21 protein-coding genes are annotated in these 24,602 nt (G+C 73.6%); 18 read left to right on the top strand and 3 right to left on the bottom strand.

Features of this window, described 5'->3' with window-relative positions:
- Window positions 1–3: 3 nt before the first annotated feature.
- The 13 genes from JKV81_RS00490 to JKV81_RS00430 all read left to right on the top strand — a co-directional run bounded on the left by JKV81_RS00490 (window position 4) and on the right by JKV81_RS00430 (window position 16,375).
- Window positions 4–1,212 carry an aminotransferase-like domain-containing protein gene (locus tag JKV81_RS00490; protein WP_164493747.1) on the top strand — a complete coding sequence of 403 codons (1,209 nt, stop codon included), beginning with the start codon at window positions 4–6 and terminating at the stop codon, window positions 1,210–1,212.
- Window positions 1,209–3,512, top strand: a complete 2,304-nt coding sequence (locus tag JKV81_RS00485; protein WP_202074695.1) for a lantibiotic dehydratase — start codon at window positions 1,209–1,211, stop codon at window positions 3,510–3,512. The genes JKV81_RS00490 and JKV81_RS00485 overlap by 4 nt, the downstream gene beginning before the upstream one ends.
- Window positions 3,509–4,522 (top strand): 2,3-diaminopropionate biosynthesis protein SbnA, encoded by a 1,014-nt coding sequence (sbnA, locus tag JKV81_RS00480; protein WP_124278025.1) that lies wholly within the window; start codon window positions 3,509–3,511, stop codon window positions 4,520–4,522. Before JKV81_RS00485 ends, sbnA begins: the two co-directional genes overlap by 4 nt.
- 82 nt (window positions 4,523–4,604) lie before the next feature.
- On the top strand, window positions 4,605–5,633 hold the full coding sequence (gene sbnB, locus JKV81_RS00475; protein ID WP_202074694.1) for a 2,3-diaminopropionate biosynthesis protein SbnB: 1,029 nt from the start codon (window positions 4,605–4,607) through the stop codon (window positions 5,631–5,633).
- Window positions 5,630–6,382 carry a 3-oxoacyl-ACP reductase FabG gene (gene fabG / locus JKV81_RS00470; protein WP_129264705.1) on the top strand — a complete coding sequence of 251 codons (753 nt, stop codon included), beginning with the start codon at window positions 5,630–5,632 and terminating at the stop codon, window positions 6,380–6,382. The genes sbnB and fabG overlap by 4 nt, the downstream gene beginning before the upstream one ends.
- A 35-nt stretch (window positions 6,383–6,417) precedes the next feature.
- Window positions 6,418–6,714, top strand: coding sequence for an acyl carrier protein (locus JKV81_RS00465; protein WP_124278028.1), 297 nt, complete (start codon window positions 6,418–6,420; stop codon window positions 6,712–6,714).
- A complete protein-coding gene (gene fabZ / locus JKV81_RS00460) occupies window positions 6,711–7,232 on the top strand; it encodes a 3-hydroxyacyl-ACP dehydratase FabZ (RefSeq protein ID WP_202074693.1) in 522 nt (173 codons plus the stop codon). The genes JKV81_RS00465 and fabZ overlap by 4 nt, the downstream gene beginning before the upstream one ends.
- Window positions 7,233–7,303: 71 nt before the next feature.
- Complete coding sequence (locus tag JKV81_RS00455) at window positions 7,304–9,271, top strand: GNAT family N-acetyltransferase (RefSeq protein WP_202074692.1); 1,968 nt, start codon at window positions 7,304–7,306, stop codon at window positions 9,269–9,271.
- A gap of 29 nt (window positions 9,272–9,300) precedes the next feature.
- Window positions 9,301–10,344, top strand: coding sequence for an aminomethyltransferase family protein (locus tag JKV81_RS00450; protein WP_202074691.1), 1,044 nt, complete (start codon window positions 9,301–9,303; stop codon window positions 10,342–10,344).
- An 11-nt stretch (window positions 10,345–10,355) separates the two neighbouring features.
- Window positions 10,356–12,671, top strand: coding sequence for a beta-ketoacyl-[acyl-carrier-protein] synthase family protein (locus JKV81_RS00445; RefSeq protein ID WP_202074690.1), 2,316 nt, complete (start codon window positions 10,356–10,358; stop codon window positions 12,669–12,671).
- Entirely contained in the window at window positions 12,671–13,318 is a 648-nt protein-coding gene (locus JKV81_RS00440) for a hypothetical protein (RefSeq protein WP_202074689.1), read from the top strand. The genes JKV81_RS00445 and JKV81_RS00440 overlap by 1 nt, the downstream gene beginning before the upstream one ends.
- Window positions 13,315–14,466 (top strand): hypothetical protein, encoded by a 1,152-nt coding sequence (locus JKV81_RS00435; RefSeq protein WP_202074688.1) that lies wholly within the window; start codon window positions 13,315–13,317, stop codon window positions 14,464–14,466. The genes JKV81_RS00440 and JKV81_RS00435 overlap by 4 nt, the downstream gene beginning before the upstream one ends.
- A 280-nt stretch (window positions 14,467–14,746) precedes the next feature.
- Entirely contained in the window at window positions 14,747–16,375 is a 1,629-nt protein-coding gene (locus JKV81_RS00430) for a DHA2 family efflux MFS transporter permease subunit (RefSeq protein WP_202074687.1), read from the top strand.
- On the opposite strand, the gene JKV81_RS00425 is transcribed toward JKV81_RS00430, so the two are convergent.
- The 3 genes from JKV81_RS00425 to JKV81_RS00415 all read right to left on the bottom strand — a co-directional run bounded on the left by JKV81_RS00425 (window position 16,369) and on the right by JKV81_RS00415 (window position 19,193).
- Entirely contained in the window at window positions 16,369–17,016 is a 648-nt protein-coding gene (locus JKV81_RS00425) for a response regulator (RefSeq protein WP_202074686.1), read from the bottom strand. The two genes, JKV81_RS00430 and JKV81_RS00425, sit on opposite strands and share 7 nt — an antisense overlap.
- Window positions 17,013–18,092 (bottom strand): sensor histidine kinase, encoded by a 1,080-nt coding sequence (locus JKV81_RS00420; RefSeq protein ID WP_202074685.1) that lies wholly within the window; start codon window positions 18,090–18,092, stop codon window positions 17,013–17,015. The genes JKV81_RS00425 and JKV81_RS00420 overlap by 4 nt, the downstream gene beginning before the upstream one ends.
- Window positions 18,093–18,218: 126 nt before the next feature.
- Entirely contained in the window at window positions 18,219–19,193 is a 975-nt protein-coding gene (locus JKV81_RS00415) for a UbiA family prenyltransferase (RefSeq protein WP_129264715.1), read from the bottom strand.
- Between the two features lie 160 nt (window positions 19,194–19,353).
- Between JKV81_RS00415 and JKV81_RS00410 the strand changes: the two genes are divergently transcribed.
- From JKV81_RS00410 to JKV81_RS00390, 5 genes are all read left to right on the top strand, one after another.
- The gene (locus JKV81_RS00410) at window positions 19,354–21,162 is read left to right on the top strand and encodes an AfsR/SARP family transcriptional regulator (protein WP_268980606.1); all 1,809 of its coding nucleotides are present in this window, start codon (window positions 19,354–19,356) and stop codon (window positions 21,160–21,162) included.
- Between the two features lie 164 nt (window positions 21,163–21,326).
- The gene (locus JKV81_RS00405; RefSeq protein WP_202074713.1) at window positions 21,327–21,668 is read left to right on the top strand and encodes an ArsR/SmtB family transcription factor; all 342 of its coding nucleotides are present in this window, start codon (window positions 21,327–21,329) and stop codon (window positions 21,666–21,668) included.
- A complete protein-coding gene (locus tag JKV81_RS00400) occupies window positions 21,665–23,389 on the top strand; it encodes a SulP family inorganic anion transporter (protein ID WP_129264717.1) in 1,725 nt (574 codons plus the stop codon). The genes JKV81_RS00405 and JKV81_RS00400 overlap by 4 nt, the downstream gene beginning before the upstream one ends.
- Window positions 23,389–23,838 (top strand): ATP-binding protein, encoded by a 450-nt coding sequence (locus JKV81_RS00395; RefSeq protein ID WP_202074683.1) that lies wholly within the window; start codon window positions 23,389–23,391, stop codon window positions 23,836–23,838. The genes JKV81_RS00400 and JKV81_RS00395 overlap by 1 nt, the downstream gene beginning before the upstream one ends.
- A gap of 252 nt (window positions 23,839–24,090) precedes the next feature.
- Window positions 24,091–24,459, top strand: coding sequence for an ArsR/SmtB family transcription factor (locus tag JKV81_RS00390; RefSeq protein ID WP_129264719.1), 369 nt, complete (start codon window positions 24,091–24,093; stop codon window positions 24,457–24,459).
- The last annotated feature ends 143 nt before the right edge of the window (window positions 24,460–24,602 follow it).

The following is a 24,602-nucleotide window of genomic DNA, read 5'->3' as shown; positions in this document are numbered from 1 at the left end:
GCCATGTGGACCGACATAAGACCCGCGGCGGAGATGCCGCAGCTCTTCGAACGGGGCGGTGATCTGATCTCGTTCGCCGGTGGCCTGCCGGACCTCGACCTGCTGCCCCTGAAGGAGCTCTCCGAGCAGTTCGCCCGGCTGACCCGCCTCGGCGGCCGGATCGCGCTCCAGTACAGCACCCCGCACGTGGCCAAGGCCCTCGTCCCCGCCATCACCGATCTGATGGCCCGCGAGGGCGGCAGCACCGGCGCCGCGAACCTGGTGCCGACCGCCGGCTCCCAGATGGGGCTGCTGGCCCTCGGCCTCGGCCTCGCCGCACCCGGGGAGACCGTGCTGTGCCAGACCCCCGCCTACCCGGGCGCGGCCACCGCCTTCCGTACGGCGGGACTGCGGCTGCACGGGGCACCCGAGGACGCCGAAGGGCTCGACCCGTCGGCGCTGCGGGCGACCGTGGCCCGGCTGCGGGCCGACGGGCAGCAGGTGCGGATGCTGTACTGCAACCCGACCTTCCAGAACCCCACCGGCGCCACCCTCTCCGTCGAGCGGCGCCATCAACTGGCGGACGCGGCACGGGAACTTGACCTGCTGATCGTCGAGGACAACCCGTACGGGCTGCTCGGCTTCGACGGCGGCACGGTCCCCACCCTCCAGGGCATCGACCCGGAGAACGTCGTCTACCTCGGCACCTTCTCCAAGGTCTTCGCGCCGGGGCTGCGCTGCGGCTGGATCGCCGCGCCCGAGCCGGTCGCGGAGCGGCTGCGCCGCACCACCGAGGTGATGGCGCTGTCGCCGTCGGCGTTCGCCCAGGCCGCGCTCGCCGCGTTCCACGCCCGCGGTGGCTGGGACAGCCTGATCGACGCCTACCGCGAGCGCTACCGGGAGCGGTGCGGCCTGATGGCCGACGCGCTGGAGAAGGAGCTGGGCACCGAGGGGCCCTGGCGCTGGCGGCGGCCGGAAGGCGGCTTCTACCTGTGGCTGCGGCACGAGGGCGGCGCCGACACCGGCCGCTTCGCGCTCGCCGCGGCCGAGCAGGGCGTCTCCTTCGTCCCCGGCAGCCACTTCGGGCTCGACGGGGAGTGCGGCGACGCGCTGCGGCTCTGCTTCAGCAACGTCCCGCGCAAGCGCATCCCCGAGGGGGTCGCCCGGCTCGCGGCGGCGCTGCGAGGCGCGGAGTCCGGCACCGGCCCCGACCTCGGGAGGCGGGCCGCGTGACCAGCACCCGAGAAGCGCTGCGCGAGCACGACTGGGCCGACTTCCGGCCCACCCGGCGCCTCGGCGACAGCGAGTGGCACATGTGGGGCGTCGGACTGCTGCGCAGCGCCGGCTTCCCCGCCTCAGGACTCGGCCTGCTCGGCGGTCCGGCGGCGGCCGCCGCGGCCGACCGCGGGGACCAGGACGGCTTCACCGCCGCCTACCTCGCCGACAGCGCGGCCGAAACGCACCGCCTGGCCGTCCTCGCCGGCGACGAGAAGGTCCGTACGGCCATCGCCTGGCAGAACCGCACCGTCTACCGCGTGCTCGACGCGCTCGCCGCCGGCACGGGCAAGGAGTCCAAGCGCAAGCAGCGGGAGCGCACCCTGGCCATGTACTGGCTGCGCTACTGCGCCAAGGCCGAGACCATCGGCTTCTTCGGTCCTGCCGCCTGGATGTCCGTCGGGCGGGCGCCCGGGGGTCTCGCCGTGGACCACGGCGAGCGGCTGGTCGCGCGCAGCCGTACGTACTTCGAACGCTGGGCGCTGGCCGCCGTCGCCGACTGGATGGCCGCCCAGCCCGGCGCCCGCTGGTGGTTCCCGCCGCTGGTGCGCCCCGACGTCCACCTCGACGGGGACCGGCTGCTGCTGCCGGGCGGACGCGTGACGCGGCTGCGCCCGGAGGACCGGCAGGTCCTCGCCCACGCGGACGGGGAGCGCAACGGAGCGGCGATCACCGAGGCCCTCGTACGCGAGGACGGCTGGGACGCCGACGGCGCACGGCCCCGCGTCGAGAAGATCCTCACCCGGCTGCTCAAGCAGCGCGTGCTGACCTGGGACGCCAACATCCCGGTCGACGTGCGGGCCGAGCGGATCCTGCGACGGCGGGTCGCCGCCGTCGCCGACCCCGAGCTCTTCGTCCGCTTCGAGACCGTCCTCACCCGGCTCGACCGGCACCGCGACGCCATCGACGCCGCCACCACCGCTGACGAACTCGCCGCACGGCTCGACGAGTTGGACACGTACTTCGTGCGGACGACCGGACTCGACGCGTCCCGCGACGAGGGCAAGGCGTACGCGGGCCGCACCCTCTGCTACCAGGACGCGGTACGCGACTGCCGGGTCGAGGTCGGCACCGGCTTCCTGGACGGGATCGCCCGGCCGCTCGCCCTGGTGGCCGACGCGGCGGACTGGTTCGGCAACCGCCTGGTGGAGCTGGTCGAGGCGGAGGTGGCCGGCTTCGTCCGGGCCGCCGCGGCGCGGCGCTCCCCCGTCACCCTCGCCGACGTGTGGACGCAGGTGCTCGGCCTGTTCTGGGGCGGTGACGGCGCCCGGCCGGTGCACACCGCGACGAGCGAACTCGCCCGCAAGTGGCGAGAGGTCCTCGATCTCGGCCCGGCCGGCGCGGAGCCGGTCGCGCTGCGGGTGCCCGACATCGAGCGGCGGGCGCGCGCCGTCTTCGCCACCGGCCCGGTCCGCTCGCCCCATCTCGCCCTGCACAGCCCCGACCTCCAGGTGGTCCGGGGGGCGGACGGGGAGCTGACCGTCGTCCTCGGCGAGCTGCACGCCTGCCTCGCCACCTGCGACCTGCCGTTCCTCGACTGGACCAGTGACGACGACTCGCTGCGCGACAAGGTGAACGCGGCGATCGGCGCACCACGCCTGGTGCCGCTGCTCCCGGTCGACTGGAAGCGCAACAGCGGCCGCATGGTGCCCGCCCCCATCGGTGCGGGCGACCGGCTCATCGGGTTCACCCGAGCGCCGTTCGACGACCGCTCCCGGATCGACCCGGCCGGCGCGATCACCCTGGCCGAGCGGGACGGCACGGTCACCGCCACCACGCCCGGCGGGCGCGAGTGGAGCATGGCCGAACTGCTCGCCGTACCGGTGTCGATCATCGCCGCGGACGCCTTCAAGATCGGCCTCGACCGGCCGCACGCCCCGCGCGTCACCCTCGACGGGCTCGTCCTGTTCCGGGAGACCTGGCGCATGCTGGCCGGGGAGATCCCGCTCGCCGCCAAGCCCGACCGGGCGGCCGACTACCTGGCCGTACGGCGCTGGCTGCGCGCGAGCGGACTGCCCGACCAGGCCTTCGTGAAGTTCCCGCAGGAGACGAAGCCGTCCCTGGTCGACTTCACCAGCCCCACCCTCGTGCTCTCCTTCGCCAACCTCGTCCGCCGCACCAGGCGCCTCGACGCGGACGCCACCGTGATCCTCAGCGAGCCGCTGCCGCACCCGCGGGACTCCTGGCTCACGGACGCCGACGGCGAGCGCTACGTCAGTGAACTCCGGCTCCAGATCAGCAGAAAGGTACCGGAATGACCGTGGCACCCTCCGCCGCGGCGACCCGCGCCGCCACCGCGGCCCGTCCCCGTGATCCGGACATCATCGCGACGATCGGCTCCACCCCGCTGGTCGCCCTCGACCGTCTCTTCCCGCCCGCGCGCTTCCAGGTCTACGGCAAGTGCGAGCGGTTCAACCCCGGCGGCTCCATCAAGGACCGCGCCGCCCGCTCCATGATCGAACACGCCCTGTCCACCGGGGCGTTGATGCCGGGCATCTCCACCGTCGTGGAGTCCTCCTCCGGCAACCTGGGCATCGCCCTGGCCCAGCTCTGCAACTTCTACCGGCTCGACCTGATCTGCGTCGTCGACCCGCGCACCACCGCCCAGAACGCCGCGATCATGCGGGCGTACGGGGCGACGGTCGAGAGCGTGGACCGCGATCCGGAGACCGGCGAATACCTGCCGTCCCGGATCAGGCGGGTGCGGGAACTCCTGAGCACCGTGCCCGACGCCTACTGGCCCAACCAGTACGGCAACGAGTACAACGCCCGTGCCCACCAGCACACCATGCGCGAGATCCACGAGGCGCTGCCGCAGGCCCCCGACTACCTCTTCCTGGCGGCCGGCACCACCGGCACGCTGCGCGGCTGCGCCGAGTACATCGCCGCCGAGGGCCTGCCCACCCAGGTGGTGGCGGTGGACGCGGTGGGCAGCGTGATCTTCGGCCCGCCCGAGCCCTGGGAGAGCCGGCACCGCCGCACCATCCCCGGGCACGGCGCGGCGGTGGTCCCGGCGCTGCTGCGCCCCGGTCTCGAGGACCGGGTGGTGAAGGTGACCGACCTGGACTGCGTACGCGGCTGCCGCGCCCTGCTGGCGAAGGAGTCGATCCTCGCGGGGGGTTCGTCGGGCGCCGTGATGGCCGCCCTGCTGGACGCCTCCTCCTGGATCACGCCGGGTGCCACCTGCGTCGCGATCCTCCCCGACGGGGGCGACCGCTACCTCGACACGATCTACAGCGACTCCTGGGTGGAGTCCCGTTTCGGCTGACCGCCCCGCCGACGGCGCGCGCTGCGCGCAGCTTCAGCCAGACCCCCTCAACTCATCTTTCACGCAGAGGAATTGACCTGCCATGAGAATCCTCGGTCGCGAGGACGTCGCCGCCGCGCTCGACGGCCTCGACCCCGCCGTACTCGACGCCGTACGCACCGCGTACGTGCTGCACGGCCAGGGCCGCTCGGAGGTGCCGTTCTCCGGGTTCCTGCGCCCGCCCGGCGACGACGGCTCCCGCATCATCTCGCTCCCCGCCTACCTGGGCGGACCCGAGCCCGTCATGGGCCTGAAGTGGATCTCCTCGTTCCCGGCCAACGTCGAGCGGGGCCTGCAACGCGCCTCGTCGGTGCAGATCCTGAACGACCTGCGCACCGGCTACCCGACCGCCGTCCTGGAGGCCAGCCAGATATCGGCGTCCCGCACCGCGGCGTCGGCCGCCCTCGCGAGCCGCACGCTGCACGGTGACCGCCCGGTGCACACGGCCGGGCTGATCGGCTGCGGCACCATCAACCGCCGCGTCCTGGACTTCCTCGTGCTGGTCCACCCCGAACTGCGCACGGTCACCGTCCAGGACGCGGTGCCCGGCCGCGCGGCCACCTTCGCCGCCCAGATGGCGGCCCTGCGGCCGGAGTTCAGCTTCGTGGCCGGTGACGTCGACGACGCGCTGCGCGCCGGCACGGTCTCCGTCGCCACCACCGACTCCACCTACTGGCTCGACCTCGCCGCCCACCCCGACCGCCCCGCGGACCAGGTGATCCTGCACCTGTCGCTGCGCGACCTGAGCACGGACTCCGTCCTGAACGCCTACAACGTGGTCGACGACATCGAGCACGTGATGCGCGAGCGGACCTCGCTGCACCGCGCCGAGCAGGAGGTGGGGCACCGCCGCTTCGTGGACGAGGAGATCGCGACCGTGCTCGGCCGGACCGAGGCGCCGGTGACCGGGCGGACCGTCGTCTTCTCCCCCTTCGGCCTCGGCATCCTCGACCTGGCCGTCGCCAGGACGATCCTCGCGGCGGCCACCCGGCACGGCATCGGCAGCGAGGCGGAGGGCTTCGACCCGGGCGCGCACCGGGTCACCGCGGCCATGGCCGGAGGCGCGGCATGAGCGTCCTGTTCCCCGAGGGCACCCGGGCCCTGGTCACCGGCGCCTCGCGCGGCATCGGCGCGGCCACCGCGCTGGCGCTCGCCGAGCAGGGCTGCGACGTCGCCCTCAACTACCGCGCCGGCCAGGCCAAGGCGGAGGCGGTCGCCGAGCAGATCCGCGCTCTGGGCCGCGAGGCCCTCCTCGTCCAGGCCGATGTCGGCGACGAGGCCCAGGTCACCGCGATGTTCAAGCGGATCCGCACCGAGTGGGGGCCCGTCCAGGTCGCCGTCCTCAACTCCGGTGTGACCGCGGACGGCCACCTCGCGGCCATGAGCAGCGCCAAGTGGCAGGACGTCATCGGCACCAACCTCACCGGCTCCTTCCTCACCGCCCGCGAGGCCACCAAGCAGATGTACGCGAGCGGCGGCTCCATCGTCCTCATCGCCTCCACCAGCGGAATCGCCGGACGGGCGGGCCAGGCCAACTACGCCGCCAGCAAGGGCGGAGTGATCTCCCTGGCCAAGACCCTCTCGTACGAGGTGGCGCCGCGCGGGATCCGCGTCAACGTCGTCGCCCCGGGGTTCATCGACACCGACATGGTCAAGAAGGTCCCCCCGGCCCACCTGAAGGAAGCCCTCCAGGTGATCCCGCTCGGCCGCACCGGAACCCCCGCCGAGGTCGCCCAGGCCGTCGTCTTCATGGCCTCGCCCGCCGCTTCGTACATCACCGGAAAGGTGCTGACCGTCGACGGCGGAATGATCCCCAACTGACCGGAACAACCACCGATACACAGGAGATACCCACTATGTCCACCGCCACCTTCGAGGACATCCGCACCCAGGCCGAGGCCCGTCTCGGCAAGAACATGAAGGTCAAGTCGATGATCATCAACCGGCTCGGCCTCGACGTCGAGCCGGCCGTGGTCTCCGACAACCAGCCGCTGTTCGGCAGGGGCCTGGAGATGGACTCGCTGGACACGCTGGAGATCGTCGTCATGGTCAACAACGAGTTCGACGTGCTGATCAGCGACGACGACTTCGAGGCCTTCGGCTCGATCAACGCCCTGGTCGACTTCATCGAGGACCGGGAGACCGCCGCGTGAGCTCCGCGACCGCACTCGCCGACGCACCGGCCGCCGCGCGTGCGCGGAAGGGCCTGAGCTACTCGTCCGACGACATCAAGCAGATGCTGCCGCACCGGTGGCCGATGCTGATGATCGACCGGGCCTACGACGTCGTCCCGGGCGTCTCGGGCCGCGGCATCAAGAGCGTCTCCGTCAACGAGCCGTTCTTCGCCGGGCACTACCCGGACCACTCGATCATGCCGGGCGTGATGATCGTCGAGTCGATGGCCCAGCTCGTCGCCGTCGTCTACGTCGCGGAGATCCTCGAGGGCGCCACGGGCGCCACGGAGGACGACGCCTCGCGCAGCGTCGGCTACCTCGGCTCCATCAGCCAGATGAAGTTCTCCCGGCTCGTCGTCCCCGGCGACCAGCTCACGCTGGAGGCCAGGCTCGGGCAGCGCCTGGGAGGCCTGCGCCAGGTGAAGGTGCGGGCGAGCGTCGGATCCGAACTCGCCGCCGCCGGGACGCTCGTCGTCACCACCGGCCGCAAGGGCTGACCCCCCCCGAAAGAACCCGCAAGAACCCGAGAAGAACCAGAGCCACAGGACCGACAGAAGGAGGTGTGGTCATGGCCCTCACGATCCGCCCTTACCAGGAGGGCGACGCGCACGCCGTCGCGGAGCTCTACACCCGCCACCGCGACAACCCCAACCCGGTCGCCGGGGGTGTCAGCGGCGCCGAACTGGCCCGCGAGCTGGCCGAGCGGGAGACGGCGACGTTCCTGGTCGCCGAGGACGACGAGCGGCTCGTGGGTACGTTCGGCCTCTTCCACAACACCGGCCGGCGCTCGGCCCGGGCGGGCGAACTCATCGCGGACATGTTCTTCGTCCACCCCGCCCACCGGGGCGGTCTGGTCACCGGCAGGCTGTTCACCGAGGCCGTCGAGTGGATGATGCGCACCGGCTGCCTGGTGCTGCGGCTGACCGTCAACCCGGCCAACACCGTGGCGTTCCGGCTCTACCGGCGCGTCGGCTGTGTCTCGGTGGGCCGGGCCGTCCCCGGCGAGGACGGCAACGTGGAGCTGCACAACTACGTCCCGCTCGTCGTACGCAGCGTCTTCGCCGACCTGGGCGAGCGGGCCACGGCGGCCCTCGGCGGTCTGACCAGCTTCGCCTCCGTCACCGAGTCCCGCGACGACGAGCTGCGCTCGGACGTGCGGGTGGTGGACGGGGTCCGCACCGTCGACTACAGCCTGGCGCTCGGCGAGTTCCGGATCGACGCGTCCGTGGACGTGGACCGGGGCGCCGTGCGCGAGGCCCGCCTCACCGAGCCCGACGGCACGGCGCGGGCGCTGCGCATCGCCCGGCCCCCGTACGAGGTGCGGGCCACCCGCGGGGTGGCGCCGTACCGGTTCACCGAGTCCGCCCTCACCTGCGAGGTGGACGGCGAGGACGGCACGCTGAGCGTCCTCGTGGCCGGCCACCGCGGCCCGGTACTGGTCTCGACCTGGCCGAGCTGCCGGGCCGACCGCCCGGCCGGCTGGCGCGAGGGCGAGCCCCGCGACCTCACCCTGGAGCCCGTCCGGGGCGGGGTGCGGGTCACCGAGCGGGACGGTGACGCCACGGTCACCGGAACCTTCACCCTGGACGGCTCCGGCCTGCTCCAGGAGTTCACCCGCACCGGCTCCGCGACCGGCCGGATCTTCCAGACCGTCGGCCTGCGCCAGGGCGTCTTCACCGGTGACGACGGACAGGCGTACCCGATCGGGCTGGGCCAGGGGGTGCGCGACGCCTCCGAGATCGTCGCCGCCTCCCGGGCCGTCCCGGACGGCGCGGAGCTGACGTGGCAGGGGCGGGACGTACGCCTCTCGCTGTCGGTGGACGGGCCCCTGCGGCTGGTCCACAGCACGCTCCTGGAGCGCGGCCTGGAACCCGGCCCGGACGGCGTGGCCCGTATGCGCACCGCCATCCGCCCGAGCGGCGCGGACACCACGCGCCGCCTGGAGGTGCACGCCGCCGCGGGCGGGGTCACCGTCTGGCGGGAGGGCGCCACCAAGGTGCTGCGCAGCCCCTATCCCCGCACCCGTTCCCACGGTTACAACCCCCACTGGTCCGCGGGCCTGTGGGTGACCCGGGAGAACAGCCGCCACGACCGGGCCGCCGGGCTCGGCTGGGGGGTGCCGGCCCCCGGCGCCTGGGAGGAGAAGCACCCGCTCGGCCTCCACGCCCCGGACTCCGGCCTCGACTGGGAGATCGCCGCCGACGGCGACGGGATCCGCGTCGACGCCCGGACGAGCGGGACGGACCGCGAGACCGTCGTGTGGCTCACCCCGCAGACACCGCTCAGGACGGCCGTCGTCCTCGACTCGGACGGCGAGCGCTGGGAGCTGAGCTCCGGCGACTTCCGCCAGATGTGGGCCCGCCGGGCGGCCGTACGGCTCTCCGACGGGCGGTGGCTGCACTGCGCCCCCGCAGCCGGTCCGCACGACGAGCTGGTGCTGCGCGCCACCCCGTCGGGCCTGCTCGTCGGCGGAGTGTCCGCCGCCCGGGAGAGCGCCTGGCTGCTCTCCGTACACGACACACCCCTTTCCTTCTGAGCCACCCACCCGAAAGGCAACGACAGATCATGACCGCCACCACCATCGCCCCGGCCGTCCGCACCGCCACGGAGGACTACGCCACCCTGCGCAGCGCCGTCGGCGCGTACCGCGTCACCGCACCGCTGGTCCGGCTGACCGGCGACGACCGGCTCACCTTCCTCGACGGCTTCCTCGCCAAGTCCGCGGACTACGTGGAGCCCGACTCGGTCCGTGAGGTGCTGGCACTGAACGCCGACGGCACGCCGTTCGCGATCCTGCTGCACTTCGAGATCGGCGACGAGTCGTGGCTGCTGCCGCGCACCGCCGTCACGGCCGACGAACTCGGCGCCTACCTCGGCGGGTTCGACGCGTCCGCCGGTGTCACCGTCGAGATGTCCCCCGACGGCTGGGGCGCCACCGCCTTCGAGGGGCCCGTGGCCTGGTCGGTCGCGGCCGGCTTCGTGGACTTCGACATCTCCGGCCTGACCCTGCACGGCGTCACCGAGTCCACCCTCGACGTCCCCGGCGCCACCGCCCACCTGGCCCGCGTCGGCACCACCGGGGAGTACGGCTACCTGCTGCTGTCCGACGCCCCGCAGGCCGCGCACGAGGCGGTGCTCGCCGGGGTCGCCGACCAGGGCGGCGCCGAGATCGGCGAGGAAGGCCTCTCCCGGGTGCAGGCCGAGGCCGGGATGGGCGTGTACGCCACCGGGTTCGGCGCACTGGGCGTCGGCGAGGCCGACCTGGCCTGGATGATCGACTGGAGCCGGATCGGCGAGTTCCACGGCTCGGACGAGCTGACCGCGCCGACCGGGTCCGAGGCCCGCCTCACCGCACTCGTCGCCCCGGTCGGCAGCCGCTTCGCAGCCGGTACGCCCGTCACCGCGGCCGGTCAGGAGGTCGGCACCGTCCTGCACCAGGCGCCGGCCGCCAACCCGGAGGAGGAGCTGGTCCTGGCCCTGCTCGACACGCCCTTCTGGGTGCCGGGACTGGAGCTGACCGCCGCGGACGAGGCGGGCGACGAGCGCCCCGTGCGCACCGCGACCCTGCCCCGGGTCATCGCCCGCTCCCTCACCGTCAAGATCGCTTGAGAGGCCGGGTCATGACACCTCCGAACATCGCCCTGACGGGCCTGGGACTGATCACCGGAGCCGGTGACGACGTGGAGAAGAGCTGGTCGTCGATCGCGGCCGGCACCACCGGCATCCGTACCAACACCCTCTTCGACACCTCCGAGCTGCTCACCGACTGGGCGGGCATGGCCACCGCCGAGCAGCCCGCCGACCTGGACCGCTGCTACGCGCTCGCGGCCACGGCGATCCGCGAGGCCCTGCACGGCAGCGGTCTCGACCTGACCACCGTGGACCGCGACCGGGTGGCCGTCGTGGTGGGCTCCAGCCTCGGCGCCATGCCGACGCTGGAGGCCACCCACCGCACCCTCGTCCTGGAGGGCCGGCTGGACACAGAACAGGCCGTCGCCTCCCAACTGCCCTGCGTGGGCGACTACATCGCGACGGAGTTCGATCTGCGCGGCCCGCGCGTGGTCCTCTCCAACGCCTGCGCGGCCAGCGCCGTCGCCCTCGGCTACGCCGCCGAGCTGCTGTGGAAGGGCGACGTCGACTTCGTCGTGTGCGGCGGCGTCGACCCGCTCGCGGAGCTGTCCGCCTACGGGTTCAGCGCGCTCGGCGCCCTGGACGCCGAGCCGTGCTCGCCGCTGTCCGCCTCCACCGGCCTCACCCTCGGCGAGGGCGCCGGATTCATGGTCCTGGAGTCGGTGGAGCGGGCCGAGGCGCGCGGCGCCCGTGTCCTCGCGGAGCTGGGCGGATACGGCCTGTCCTGCGACGGCTACCACCAGACCGCGCCCGACCCCAGCGGCAAGGGCGCCTGCGCCGCCATGGCCCAGGCCCTCGACACGGCGGGCCTCACCCCCGCCGACGTCGACTACCTCAACCTGCACGGCACCGGCACCCCCGCCAACGACGCCTCCGAGCCCAAGGCGCTGAAGCTCCTGTTCGGCCAGGAGATACCGGCGGCCAGCTCCACCAAGTCGATCCTCGGCCACACCCTCGGCGCGGCCGGCGCGGTCGAGGCCGTGGTGAGCACCCTGGCCATCGACCGGGGCACCCTGCCGCCCACCATCAACACCCGGGGCGTCGCCTCGCCGTACGGCCTGGACGTCATCCCGGACACCGGCCGCGACGCGCGCCCCGAGGTGGTGGTGTCGAACTCCTTCGCGTTCGGCGGCAACAACGCCTCCGTCGTCCTCAACCGCCCCGGCCGCACCGGATCCAGGCCGCCGCGCCGCGAGGCCGTCCAGGAGGTCGTCGTCACCGGGGTCGCGGGCCTGGCCGGAACGGCGGGCGGCACCGAGGCGATCGCCGCGGCCTTCGCCGAGGGGCGGCCCTGCTTCGAGACCTTCGAGGAGGTCCCGGGCATCGGCAGGGTGCCGGTCGGCCGGGTCGACATCAAGGCCGCCTCGCGCGGTACGAACCCCAGCCGGGCCCGCCGCATGGACCCGCTGAGCCTGCTCGCCGCGTCCGCCGTGGGCGACCTGTACGCCCGCCACGGCAAACCCTCGCGGGCCGTCGCGGAGTCGACCGGCGTCGTCTTCGCCACCGGGTACGGCCCGGTGACCTCGGTCCTGCGGTTCCACGAGGGCGTGGTGCGCTCGGGCATCACCGGCGCCAACCCGTCCCTGTTCGCCAACACCGTCGTCAACGCCGCCGCCGGCCATGTCGCGATGCTGCACCGCTTCCGCGGCTACACCGCGACCATCGCCAACGGCGGCACCAGCTCCGTGCTCGCGCTCCAGCTCGCCGCCAGGGTCATCGCCCGCGGCGCCGCCGAACGGATCATGGTGGTGGTCGCCGACGAGTTCCCCGAGCAGGCACTCGCCACCCAGGCGGCGCTCCCCGGCTACGCCCGGTCCGCGCACGTCGTGCCCGGCGGGCGCACCGGCGCCGTCCTCAGCGAGGGCGCCGCGGCGATCCTGCTGGAGAGCCGGGCGGCGGCCGAGGACCGGGGCGCCGAGGTCCTGGCGCGGGTCCGCGGCTTCGGCGCCAGCGGCGAACCGGCCGGCATCGGCCGCATCGCCAGGGACGGCGAGGCCTGGGGACGCTCCCTGCGCTCGGCGCTCGCCGAGGCGGACCTCGGCCCGGAGGGGATCGGCACGGTCGTCTCGGCCGCGTCCGGCCACCCGCTGGTCGACCTGGCACAACGGGCGGCCCTGCGCCACACCGGCCTCGACGGCCGGCCGGCCCTCGCCCCCAAGGCCCTGCTCGGCGAGACCTACGGCAGCGCGGGCGCCCTCGGCCTGGTCGCCGCCCTCACCGGAGCCGGCACCCCCGGCCCCGTGCTGCTGTCGAGTTTCGCGTACGGCGGCAGCTACGCGGCGGCCGTCCTCGACCCGGAGGCGTGATGGGCGCCCTGATGGGACTGCTCCTCGATCCGGGACTGGCCGGCTACACGCTGGCGCCCGACGGGCCGTCGGCGGCGGGGGAGGCGGTGAACGTCCTGGTCTCCCGGCACCGCGGGCTGCCCCGCGACCGGATGGGGCACCGGCTGTCCGCCTCGGGCCGCTCCCTGATCGTGGGGGCGCTCGCCACGACGTACGGGGTACGGGTCACCGCCGGCGACCTGGCGCGGGACGGCCACAAGCGGTGGTCGGTGCCCTCCCTGGACCTGTCCGCCTCGGTGGCGCACGTCGGCACGTACAGCGCCGTGGCCTTCGCGCCCGCCCGCCGCGCGATCGGCGTGGACCTCCAGGACGAGCGCGACCGGCCGAACGCCCTGCGCTGGCTCGGCGACCTGCTCGGCCGTGAGGAGCCGGCCACGATCAGGGACTTCGCCGAGTGCGAGGCGCTCATCAAGGCCTCGCACCTGACGAAGGAGACCTTCGCCGGAACCCGGCTGCCCGCGTGGCAGCCGGGCTGGCGGCCCACGAACACCGGTACCTACGAGGTGCGTTCCGTCGTCCTGCGGGCCGAGGGCGAACCGCCCCTGCACCTCGCCCTCGCCTGCGACGCACCGGCCCCGGTGCGCTTCCACCACTTGGAGGAGGAATGACCCTCACCGCCGCGCGGCCGTACACCCGCCGCATCTCCCCGATCGAACGGGGCTACCTCAACGCCGCCGCCACAGGCACCCCGCAGCTCATCCAGATGGTGATCGAGGGCGAGGGCACGCTCGACGCGGTCGCGCTACGACGGGCCGCCCGCGCGGCGACCGAGGCGAGTCCCGGCCTCGCGGTACGCCGCCGGGGCGCGCTGTGGCGCGCCGCCGGCACCGTGCCCGAGGTCGTGGAGCTGCCCGCCGGCACCGGCCTCGGCCACCCCTTCTTCCACCGCGATCTGTCGGTGGTCACCGGGCCCGTCTGCGAACTGGGCCTGATCCCGGACGCGGGGTCCACCCGGCTGGTCGTCCGGGCCAGCCACATCGTCACCGACGGGCGCGGCCTGCGGCAGTGGATCGCGGACGTCTTCCGGTCCCTGCGCGGCGAGGACCTGGCCGGCTGCCCGGACACGGTGGACGACGCGCACTTCCGCACGGCGGCGGGCGACGTCCGCCCGGCCCCCGCGGCGACCCGGCTCACCGGGCTGCCCGCGATCGTCGGCGAGGGGCCCGCGGGCGAGCAGCCCCTGTGGCTGCGCCGCCGGGTGCCCGCCGCACCGTCCGGGGTCACCGCCCGCGCCGCGGCCGCCCTCTCCCGCCACCTCACCACGGACACCGGCCGCCTGATCGTCCCGGTGGACCTGCGCCGCCACGACCCCACGACGCGCTCCACCGCCAACCTGACCTCCCAGCTCGTGCTCGACCTGCGCCGTGACGACGGCTGGAAACGCGTCCACTCCACGCTGGTCCGCGCCCTGATCGCCAAGACCGAGGTCGCCGTCCTCGACCGTAACTTCCTGCGCGACAACCCGTTCGCCAACAACCTGAGCGAGGCCCGCGAGTTCGACGGCACCCGCTTCCCCTGTACGGCGATCATCTCCGACCACGGCGAGGTCGACCCGCAGGCCTTCTCGTCGCCCGCCTTCCGCGCCACCTCCTTCTCCACGCTGCCGATGCTGGTCCCGTACGCCGAGATGTTCCTGAGCGCCTGCCGCGTGGGCGACAGCACCGAGCTGACCCTGGCCTGCCGCGACCGTCCGGGCGCCCGGGAGAAAGCCGGGGCGCTCCTGGACGACATCACCGAGGCCCTGCACTCCGGCTGAGCCGAGGTCTTGGCGAGGGGCCTTGCTCGGGCGGGTGACCCAGCTCCGGCACGGCGCGCTGATCCTCGATGCGGCCGCCCCCGCTCCGACCTGCGACGCACCACCCGGCCCCGGCCCGGTCACCGCGAGCGCTCCGCTCACGGCGGGCCGTCCTGCTCCACGACGGGCCGTCCTGCTCCACGACGGGCCGTCCCGCTCCCTGCGGCCCCACCCGGTCACGTAAGCCCGTCCCCGACCCACCCCAAGTCCGATCCACCACCCACCCGAAGGACGACCCCGTATGTCCCTGGACCAGAGAACCGAGCCCCCGGTGCCGTCGACGGACCCGACCTCCGTGGCGGAGCCCGCGCCTGCGGTGGGCCCGACACCCCCGGCGGACCGCTCCACGGCGACGGACGCCCGCCCTGCCGAGCCGGCTCCCGGGGCCGACGCGCCTCCCGCCGAGGACCGAGGCCCCGCCACGGACCAAGGCCCCGCGACCGTCCGTGACCCCGCGGCCGCGGCCGCCACCCGCACCGCGATCCTCACCATCGCCGTGGCCGTGGGCGGAGCCTTCGTCGCCCAGCTCGACACCACCATCGTCAACGTCTCGCTGGCCGACACCTCCGCCCGCTTCGGCGCCATCACCCAGGTCCAATGGGTCGTCACCGCCTACCTGCTGGCCCTGGTCGCCCTGATGCCGGCCGCAGGCTGGCTGGCCTCGCGTTTCGGTACCCGCCGCACCTTCATCGCCTCCGTCGCCGTCTTCGCGGCCGGCTCGGCGGCCTGCGCCCTCAGCGCGACGCTCCCCGAACTGGTCGCCGGGCGTGCCCTGTCCGGCGCCGCAGCGGGCGTGCTCGTCCCGGTCGCCACGATCCTGCTCACCAGCGGCATGCCGCGTGAACGCCTCGGCCAGGTCCAGGCGCTGAACGGCAGCGTCATGCTGATCAGCCCGCTGCTCGGCCCCACCGTCGGCGGACTCCTGGTCAACGCCTGGGGCTGGTGGGCGGTCTACGCCGTCAACCTCCCGCTGTGCGCGGTGCTGCTGGCGGTGGCGCTGCGCCGCGTCCCCAAGGACACCCCGGCCGGCCCGGACGGTGGCCGCCGCCCGCTCGACCTGCTGGGCCTGCTGACCGCCGCCGCCTGCACGGTCGGTGTCGTCCTCGCCGTCCACGCCTTCTCCGAGACGGGCCTGTCCGCCCACCCCGCCTTCCTGGTCCCGCTGGTGGTGGCCGTGGTCAGCGGCGCCGTCTTCGTACGTCACCAGCTGCGTGCCGCAGCCCCGCTGCTCGACCTGCGCCTGTTCACGCACCGCGTCTACCGCACGGCCGCCATCAACATCTTCTGCCTCGGCTTCGTCCTGTTCTCCCCGATGATGCTGATCCCGCTGTACTTCGAGTCGGCGCGCGGCGAGAGCGCCGTCACCACGGGTCTGCTGATGTCGGCCGGCGGCACCGGAGTCGTCGTGGCGGGCCTCGCCTGCCGCCCGATCATGAAGAAGATCGGCGGCGGCACCACCGTCGTGATCGGGATCGTCCTCACCATGCTGGCCACCGTTCCGCTGACCGCCCTGTCGTCCAGCACGTCGTACGCGCTGCTGTGCGCGGCGATCGCGGTCCGGGGCCTGGGAACGGGCCTGACCATCGTGCCGGCCATGACCCGCGCCTTCGAGTCGGTCGAGCCGCGCTCCATCCCGGACGCCTCCGCGCAGCTCAACCTGGTCCAGCGGATCGGCGGCACCTTCGCCCTCGCCGTGGTCACGGTCATCCTGGACCGGGCCGCGCAGTCCCACCACGGGCTCGTACCGGCCGCGTTCGCCGATTCCTTCGGTCTGCTGCTCGCCGTGTACGCGCTCACCCTCGTCCCGGCGGTCGCGCTGCTGATCGCCGACCGGCGGGAGAAGTCGGCACGGGCCGCCGCGGCTCAGTAACGGCGCAGCGGCTGGACCCGGTTGACCGCGTCCAGCCGGGAGGTGGCGCCGAGCTTGTCGAAGATGTTCCGCAGATGGCGCTTGACCGTACCCTCGGTGATCCCCAGCCGGGAGCCGATCTGCCGGTTGCTCAGTCCCTGCGCGACCAGCTCCATCAGCTCCCGCTCGCGGAGGGTGAGGGTGTCGGCGGGCGCCGGCCCCCGCTCGGGACCCGAACCGCTCGGCGTACGCGGCAGGAACATCGTCGTGCCGCCCGCCATCGCGCTGCGGATCGCGGAGACGAGGACCTCCCGGTCGGCCTCCTTGTGGAGGTAGCCCACGGCCCCCGCGGACAGCAGCGAGTCGATGAGCTGGCGGTTGCCGTGCATCGTCAGCATGATGATCCGCGCCTCGGGCGCCGCCTGGCGGACCCCCCGCAGGTTGGCGAGCGGGCCCGGCCCCGGCATCTCGACGTCGAGCAGCACGACGTCCGGCCGGTGCAGGCCGGCCATCCGCACGCCGCTCGGCCCGTCGTCGGCCTGCGCGACCACCGTCAGCCCCTCGTACATCTCCAGGAGCTCGCACAGTGCCTCGCGCAGCAGCCGGTGGTCGTCCACGGCCAGCACCCGGATGTCGTCCGAGGCCCCCGCACCCGCGCTCATCGGGCGCCCGCCCCGGCGTCGTCCAGCGGGATGCGGAGCTGGACGCGCGTCCCCTGTCCCGGCTCGCTGATCAGCTCCAGCGTCCCCCCGAGGGCGGTCACCCGCTGCCGCATGGCGGTCAGGCCGGTGCCGTCACCCGCGCGCGGGGAGGGCAGCCCGACCCCGTCGTCGGTGACGGTGGCGTGCACGGCGTCGGGGAAGACGCTGACGAGGATGTCGATGTGGTCGGCCCTGGCGTGCGCGAAGGCGTTGCGCAGGGCCTCGCGCACCACGAGGAACAGCTCCTGGCGCGCCTGTTCGGGCAGCCAGGACTCGTCGCCGTCGATACGGGAGCTGACCTCGGCCGGCCGGTCGGAGGCGGCGGCGCTGTAGGCGTCGATCTCCTCCTTCAGGCCGTCGTGAAGTTCGTTGACGCGCAGTCCGCTGACCATGGTGCGGGTGAAGCTGAACACGTCACGCAGCGCCTGACGGGCGTCCTCCAGCCGGTCGCGGGTGGAGGTGACCCCCGTCGCCTGCTCCATGGTGTAGAGGTCGAGGCAGCGCAGCGCCAGGCCGATGCTGCTCCCGATGTGGTCGTGCAGATCGCGGGCGAGCTGGTGGCGGCGGGCGGTGCTGGCCTGACCGACGTCGCGCAGGGTCGTCGACTCGTAGCCGATGGCGGCGGCGCTGACCCGGGTGAAGATGCCCTTGTGCAGCATCCGTACGGCGGTCAGGAAGCGGGAGAGCGCGACTTCGGCGGGGAGCCGGGCGGCGGCCTCGGTCATCGTCTCGACCGCCACGTCGAACAGCACGCGGGCCGCGTGCACCGAGTCGATCGGCGAGACCTTCTCGAAGGAGCGCTGCACACCGAGCGCCATCGAGGTGAGCTCGGCCTCCGCGGCGACCTGTACGGGCGTGCCGTGCAGGGTGGCGATGCACTCGCCGAGAATCTGCCGGGCCTGTTGCTCGCAGGAGGCCCACAGTTCCGGGCGGAGGACCAGCGGATTGGAGGCCTTTCGCAGGCCGTCGGCATAACGGGCGACGGAGGAATCGATCAGACCCGGCCGGTCGGTCGCCGGATCGGCGGAAAGTTCCACGGTGCGCCCCCTCGACATGAGGAGTCGTCAGGGCCAGGACGGCACGACTCCCCAAATCATCCGTCCGGCCGGATCATAGTAGTGGCCGCACGATCAGAAGGCGAGTTCGATAAGGGGCCGAGAAGCTCAGGCCCAGATCAGCGCCGTCAGCGCGGTCAGATGGACGGCGTACTGGGTGGCCATCCAACTCCGGTACGGGGCGCGGAAATGGCGGGATTTCATCCGGGCGCCCTTCCTTCGGAGCGGCAGGCAGCGTCCCGCCACGCAGAGGGCGCCGACGGCGAAGACGACGGCCGCCGCGTCGAGCGGCAGCTCGTGCACCCACAGGGCTCCTGCCGTGAGGACCAGGGTCAGCGCCCCGCCCGAGGCGGCGCAGAAGCGCCGGGCGCTGTGCTCGCCGCGGATGACGGCCAGGGTGCGCCGGCCCGCGAGGGCGTCACCCCGGGTGCTGCCCAGATCCTTGGCGACCGCGGCGATCAGCCCCACGCCGAGCGAGAGCACCAGGGCGAAGACCGCGGCCTCGGGGGTGAGGGTGCTGCCGGAGGACGCGACCCCGGCGAGATAGGTGGTCCCCGCGGCGGCACAGGTGACCGCGGAGGCCGACCAGGAACGGCACTTGGCGGCGATCGCCGGCGCGGAGTAGGCGTATCCCAGGGCGAGGAAGACGGCGGTGGCCTCGGCCACCCGCCACCCCGCCGCACAGCTGAGCAGCAGCCCGGTCAGTGCGGTCACCGCTACGGCCCGCCGGGCCGCCTCCTCGGTCAGCCGGCCGCTCGCCAGCGGTCTTCGGGACCGGTTGGCCCGGTCCTCGCACAGGTCGCTCACCCCGTTGAACACATAGACGCTCACCGTCGCCGCCCACCAGGCGGCCGCACCGAGCAGCAGGTGCGGGGCGTCCGGCCGGTGGTGCGCGGCGGACGCCGTCAGCAGCGCGCCCGTGACGAACCGCAGGACGAACATCACCTGTACCAGCGGGCGCGCCTCCCGCAGGCACAGGTTCACGGTGCGGGCCGTGGAGAGAACGGAGGACCACCGGGCGTCGAACGCGGAGAGGACGGAAGGGGACGCGGGGGAGAGGTGAGTCGTAAGAGCCTGTGTCATGGGGGGAACCTAAAGCGGGAATTCCCGGTTCCGGAGTGTGTCTTAGGAGGTACGGCATGTGCCGTGAGGGGTACTCGCGTTGAATACGAGGGGCCCGCGCGCCTAGCGTCATCAGCGTCGCAATCACGCTGCATGATGCGGAACGTCGGGGGTGCGGGAAATGGATTTCCTGGTTCTGGGACCGGTGGAAGTGCGTGAGTCGGGGGTATCGGTCCGGCTCAGCGGAATGCGTCGCCGCCGACTTCTGGCTCTTCTTCTGCTGAACGCGCGTCATGCCGTTTCGATGGATTTCCTGGTGGACGAGCTGTGGCAGGATCCGCCCGCTTCCGCCCGCCATCAGGTGCACAACGCGATCCGTGATCTACGCGCCGCCCTGGCCGGCTCCGCAGGCGCCGGGCTCATCACGGTGGACGTCGGCTACCGCCTGGACGTGCCCGCCGACGCGGTGGACGCGCACCGCTTCACCGACGGGGTCCGTGCCGCCCGCGCCGCCCGGCGGGAGGGCCGCGACGCCGAGGCGATGCGGCTGCTGCAGGCGGCGGTCGACCTGTGGCGCGGCGACGCCTTCGACGGCATCGACTGCCCGTCGGTGACCGCGGCGGCGGCCGGTCTGGACGAGCAACGGCTCAGCGCGGTCGAGGAGTTGATGGAGCTGCGCCTCGCGTCCGGTGAGACCGGCTCCCTGGTCGCCGAACTGTCCGCGCTGACCGCCAGGTACCCGCTGCGCGACGCCCTGCGCGGCAGTCTGATGCTCGCGCTGTACCGGGGCGGCCGGCAGGCCGACGCGCTCGCCGTCTACGGCGAGGGCCGCCGGCTGCTCGCCGACGAACTGGGCCTGGAGCCCGGCCCACGGCTGCGCCGCCTCCAGGCCGAGATCCTCGCGGACGCCCCGCGGGTGCAGCGCCGCACACCGGCGCCCGCCCGGCCCGCCCCCGCCCCCGCCCGCCCCGCCCAGGACAACTACCTGCCGCGTGACCTGCCCGACTTCACCGGCCGCACCACCGAGTTGGCCCTGCTCGACCGTGCCGTCGGCGACCGGATCGCCGGTTCTCCCCGTACGGTCGTGATCGACGGCATGGGCGGCATCGGCAAGACGGCGCTCGCCGTCCACTTCGCGCACCACCGCACCCCGGACCACCCGGACGGCCAGTACTACGTCGACCTGCACGGCTTCAGTCCGGCACGCGCACCGCTCGCCCCCGAGGAGGCGCTGGGCGTGCTGCTGCGCTCCGACGGGGCGGCGCCCGACGCCCTCCCGGCCGGACTGGCCGAACTCAGCGCCATCTGGCGCTCCCGCCTCGCGGGCCGCCGTGCCCTGCTCGTCCTCGACAACGCGGCCGACGCGGCCCAGGTGGCCCCGCTGCTGCCCGGCACGGGCGACACCCTCGCCCTGATCACCACCCGCCGCAAGCTGACCGCGACGGACGGCGCCCTCTCGCTGCCCTTGGGCGCGCTGGGTGCGGCGGACGCGGAGGCCCTGTTCCGCCGCATCGCGGGAGACGCCTGCACCGGCGCGTCCCTGACCCGGACGGTCGCCCTGTGCGGGCACCACCCGCTGGCCCTGCGCATCGCGGCGACCCGCCTGCGCGACCGCCCTTCGTGGACCGTGCCGGACGTGACGGCGCGCCTGTGCACGAGCGCGGGCCGTACCGCGTTCCTGCGCACGGCGGACCGCGACCTGATGTCCGTCCTGGCCCTCAGCTATGAGCAACTGCCGTACGAGGCGCAGGAGTTCATCCGGACCCTCGCACTGCACCCGGCCGCCGTCCACGACATTCCGCAGGCCTGCGCCGCCACCGGTCTCGCCCCCTCGGCCGTGGAGTGCCTCTTCGACACCCTCCTCGACCACAACCTGGCCGACGAACCGAGCCCCGCCCACCTCGCGATCCCGCCGCTCCTGCGGGACTGCGCCCACACCTTCACGTTCCCGGCCCGCGACCCCGCCCGGCGGCTGACGGCAGTGGCCTGAGCGGGGCGGGAGCTGCCCCGCACGGCAGAGCCCTCACAGTGAATCTATGAATTGCGAAATTCTGCAATTCGATACATGCTGTGGTGGCTGTGCCGGCAGGGAGCCGCGGGCGCGGTGCCGAGCGAGACCCCGGACCGTCGGGGTGGTGAAGGGAGCCCGTGACCGTGCCGGTACCGCTGTATCAGGCCAAGGCCGAGTTCTTCCGGATGCTCGGGCACCCCGTCCGCATACGCGTACTGGAGCTGTTGCAGAACGGCCCCATGCCGGTGCGTGACCTCCTGGCGGCGATCGAGGTGGAGCCCTCGGCGCTGTCCCAGCAGCTGGCGGTGCTGCGCCGCTCGGGCATCGTCTCCTCCGCGCGAGAGGGCTCGACGGTCGTGTACGAGCTCGCGGGCGGGGACGTGGCGGAGCTGATGCGGGCGGCGCGGCGGATCCTGACCGAGATGCTGGCCGGGCAGAGCGAACTGCTCGTGGAGCTCCGGGAAGCCGAGGTCCCGGCGCGGTGAACGTCCGGCTTGCCCGGTCATGGGGCCGGGTGCGGTCCCTGCTGCCCGCCCGCGCGGACTTCGCCGTCATGGCCCGGAACCCGCGCCGTGATCTGCTGGCCGGCCTCACCGTGGCGATCGTGGCGTTGCCGCTCGCGCTGGGTTTCGGCGTCTCCTCCGGCCTCGGTGCCGAGGCCGGACTGGCCACCGCGGTCGTCGCGGGTGCGCTCGCCGCGTTCTTCGGCGGCTCCAACCTCCAGGTGTCCGGGCCGACCGGCGCGATGACGGTCGTGCTGGTGCCGATCGTCGCCGAGTACGGGCCGGGCGGGGTGCTGACGGTCGGACTGATGGCCGGTGTGCTGCTGATCGCGCTGGCCCTGCTGAGAGCCGGCCGGTACATGCGCTACATCCCGGCGCCGGTGGTGGAGGGATTCACCCTCGGCATCGCGTGCGTCATCGGCCTGCAACAGGTCCCGAACGCCCTCGGGGTCGCCGCACCCGAGGGCGACAAGGTCCTGCTGGTGACCTGGCGGGCCGTCGAGGAGTTCGTACGCACCCCCAACTGGACCGCGGCCGCCCTGGCCCTCGCCGTGGCGGCCGTGATGCTGCTGGGCGCCCGGTGGCGGTCCACCGTCCCGTTCTCGATCGTCGGGGTCGTGGCCGCGACGTCGGCCGCCCAGCTCTTCCACCTGGACGGGGCGGCACCGATCGGTGACCTGCCGTCCGGGCTGCCCGCGCCGTCGCTCGCGTTCCTCGACCTGTCCGCCCTGGGCTCGCTGCTCGCACCGGCCGCCGCGGTCGCCGCGCTCGCGGCTCTCGAATCGCTGCTGTCGGCCACGGTCGCGGACGGCATGACCGTGGGCCAGAAGCACGACCCCGACAAGGAACTCTTCGGGCAGGGCATCGCCAACCTGGCCGCCCCGCTGTTCGGCGGCGTACCCGCCACCGCGGCGATCGCCCGTACGGCCGTCAACGTCCGCAGCGGCGCGGGTTCACGCCTCGCCGCCCTGACCCACGCCGCCGTCCTCGCGGTGATCGTGTTCGCCGCCGCCCCGCTCGTCTCCAGGATCCCGCTGGCCGCGCTCGCCGGGGTGCTGCTGGCCACCGCGATCCGCATGGTCGAGGTCGGCGCACTGCGGGCGATGGTCCGTGCGACCCGCGCGGACGCGATCGTGCTGGTGCTGACCGCCGTGGCCACGCTCGTCCTCGACCTCGTGTACGCGGTCGTCATCGGCCTGGCCGTCGCGGGCGTCCTGGCGCTGAGGGCGGTCGCCGACCAGGCCCGGATGGACCAGGTCGACTTCACGGCGGACCTGCCGGGCGAGCACAGCGGCGAGGAACACGCCCTGCTGGCCGAGCACATCGTCGCCTACCGGATCGACGGACCGGTGTTCTTCGCCGGGGCCCACCGCTTCCTCCTGGAGCTCTCCGAGGTCGCCGACGTCCGCGTGGTGATCCTGCGGATGTCGCGGATCACGACGATGGACGCGACCGGGGCCCTGGTCCTCAAGGACGCGGTGCAGAAGCTGAACCGGCGCGGCATCGCCGTACTGGCCTCCGGCCTACGCCCCGGCCAGCGACGCGCCCTCGATTCGGTCGGCGCACTGGACCTGCTGCGCCTGGAGGGCCGTGAGTACGCCACCACACCGGAGGCGATCGCGGGGGCCCGCGCCCACCTCCACGAGGCCGGTCTCCTGACCGCCGCGCCCGCCACCGCACTCGTCCCCGAAGAGGCTCCCTGATGACCACCGGCCAAGGCCACCCGGTGAGCGGCCGGCCCGGAGCTCTCCCGTGGCGGCACGTGCTGACCCTGCCCGCGATGGGCTCCGCGGTGCGGATGGCGCGTGAGACCACCGAACTGGTCCTGGCCGAATGGGGCGTCAGCAGACGTCACCCCACGGTCGACCCGGCGCTGCTGATCCTGTCCGAGCTGGTCACCAACAGCGTCCAGCACGCCGCCCTGCTGTCCCCGACCGTCACCGTGATCTACGCCGCCGGCCCGGACACGTTCGCGTTCGCCGTGCACGACCGGCACCCCTACCACCCGCAGCTCTTCTCGGCGATCAGCAGCACGGGCAGCGGCGGGCTGGGCACCGTCATGGAACTCACCCTCGGTCTGGGGGGCACCGCCGTCGTCAGGAGCGACGCCGACGGCCAGGGCAAGAGCATCTGGATCACCCTCCCGTTGTGACGCCCGCCGCACGGAGCACCGAGGCCCCGGTGCACGGCGGCCGGACACCCGGCGGCCCGGCACCGAGCCCCCTTTCGCCTCGTACGCCCATTGCTAACCTTGGCGACTCCCGAGGTCATCACGGTGTGTGAGGACGCGGCGATGACCCATGGTGGAGAGTTCTGAGGTGGATGCGATGCACGGTACTCGCGCGCCGGCGGGCGTCCGGTCGCCCCGCTGTCCGGCGGCCCGGCGCCGAGCGGGGGCCGGCCGGTGAGCGCGCCGCTCTACCAGCTGAAGGCGGAGTTCTTCAAAACCCTCGGGCACCCGGTCCGCATCCGCGTCCTGGAACTCCTCAGCCAGCGCGAGCACGCGGTCTCGGAGCTGCTGTCCGAGATCGGCGTGGAGGCGGCACACCTCTCCCAGCAACTGGCCGTCCTGCGCCGCGCCGGCCTGGTCGTCCCCCGCCGCGAGGGCTCCTCGGTCTCGTACTCACTGACCAATCCACAGGTGGCGGAGCTGCTGCGGGTGGCGCGAACGATCCTGTCCGGCGTACTGACGGGCCAGGCCGAACTACTGGCCGACCTCCAGTCCACCGAACCGGAGACTCCACCGGGGCGGCGCGGGCCGGGGCCCCGGTAGGGGCTGCGGGTCACGCGACCTGCTGACCGATGATGCAGCGCGCCTCGTCCGAGGCCAGGTAGACGGCTGCGGCAACCATCTCCTCCGAGGTGCCGTAGCGCCCTGCCGGGATTTCCGGGACCCACTCGTCGGAGGGGCGGTGT

The sequence above is a fragment of the Streptomyces silvae genome, assembly GCF_016745505.1.
Taxonomy (GTDB): domain Bacteria; phylum Actinomycetota; class Actinomycetes; order Streptomycetales; family Streptomycetaceae; genus Streptomyces; species Streptomyces silvae.
The sequence above is the reverse complement of the archived record's forward strand: the minus strand, read 5'-3'. Positions and strand labels throughout refer to the sequence as shown.

Excerpts from the sequence above, each read along its gene's own strand:
- JKV81_RS00395 (WP_202074683.1), top strand. The coding sequence starts at position 23,389 with ATGACCACCGGCCAAGGCCACCCGGTGAGCGGCCGGCCCGGAGCTCTC.
- JKV81_RS00415 (WP_129264715.1), bottom strand. The coding sequence starts at position 19,193 with ATGACACAGGCTCTTACGACTCACCTCTCCCCCGCGTCCCCTTCCGTC.
- JKV81_RS00455 (WP_202074692.1), top strand. The coding sequence starts at position 7,304 with ATGGCCCTCACGATCCGCCCTTACCAGGAGGGCGACGCGCACGCCGTC.
- JKV81_RS00450 (WP_202074691.1), top strand. The coding sequence starts at position 9,301 with ATGACCGCCACCACCATCGCCCCGGCCGTCCGCACCGCCACGGAGGAC.
- JKV81_RS00435 (WP_202074688.1), top strand. The coding sequence starts at position 13,315 with ATGACCCTCACCGCCGCGCGGCCGTACACCCGCCGCATCTCCCCGATC.
- JKV81_RS00425 (WP_202074686.1), bottom strand. The coding sequence starts at position 17,016 with ATGAGCGCGGGTGCGGGGGCCTCGGACGACATCCGGGTGCTGGCCGTG.
- JKV81_RS00430 (WP_202074687.1), top strand. The coding sequence starts at position 14,747 with ATGTCCCTGGACCAGAGAACCGAGCCCCCGGTGCCGTCGACGGACCCG.
- JKV81_RS00445 (WP_202074690.1), top strand. The coding sequence starts at position 10,356 with ATGACACCTCCGAACATCGCCCTGACGGGCCTGGGACTGATCACCGGA.
- sbnB (WP_202074694.1), top strand. The coding sequence starts at position 4,605 with ATGAGAATCCTCGGTCGCGAGGACGTCGCCGCCGCGCTCGACGGCCTC.
- sbnA (WP_124278025.1), top strand. The coding sequence starts at position 3,509 with ATGACCGTGGCACCCTCCGCCGCGGCGACCCGCGCCGCCACCGCGGCC.
- JKV81_RS00490 (WP_164493747.1), top strand. The coding sequence starts at position 4 with ATGTGGACCGACATAAGACCCGCGGCGGAGATGCCGCAGCTCTTCGAA.
- JKV81_RS00410 (WP_268980606.1), top strand. The coding sequence starts at position 19,354 with ATGGATTTCCTGGTTCTGGGACCGGTGGAAGTGCGTGAGTCGGGGGTA.
- JKV81_RS00440 (WP_202074689.1), top strand. The coding sequence starts at position 12,671 with ATGGGCGCCCTGATGGGACTGCTCCTCGATCCGGGACTGGCCGGCTAC.
- fabG (WP_129264705.1), top strand. The coding sequence starts at position 5,630 with ATGAGCGTCCTGTTCCCCGAGGGCACCCGGGCCCTGGTCACCGGCGCC.
- JKV81_RS00465 (WP_124278028.1), top strand. The coding sequence starts at position 6,418 with ATGTCCACCGCCACCTTCGAGGACATCCGCACCCAGGCCGAGGCCCGT.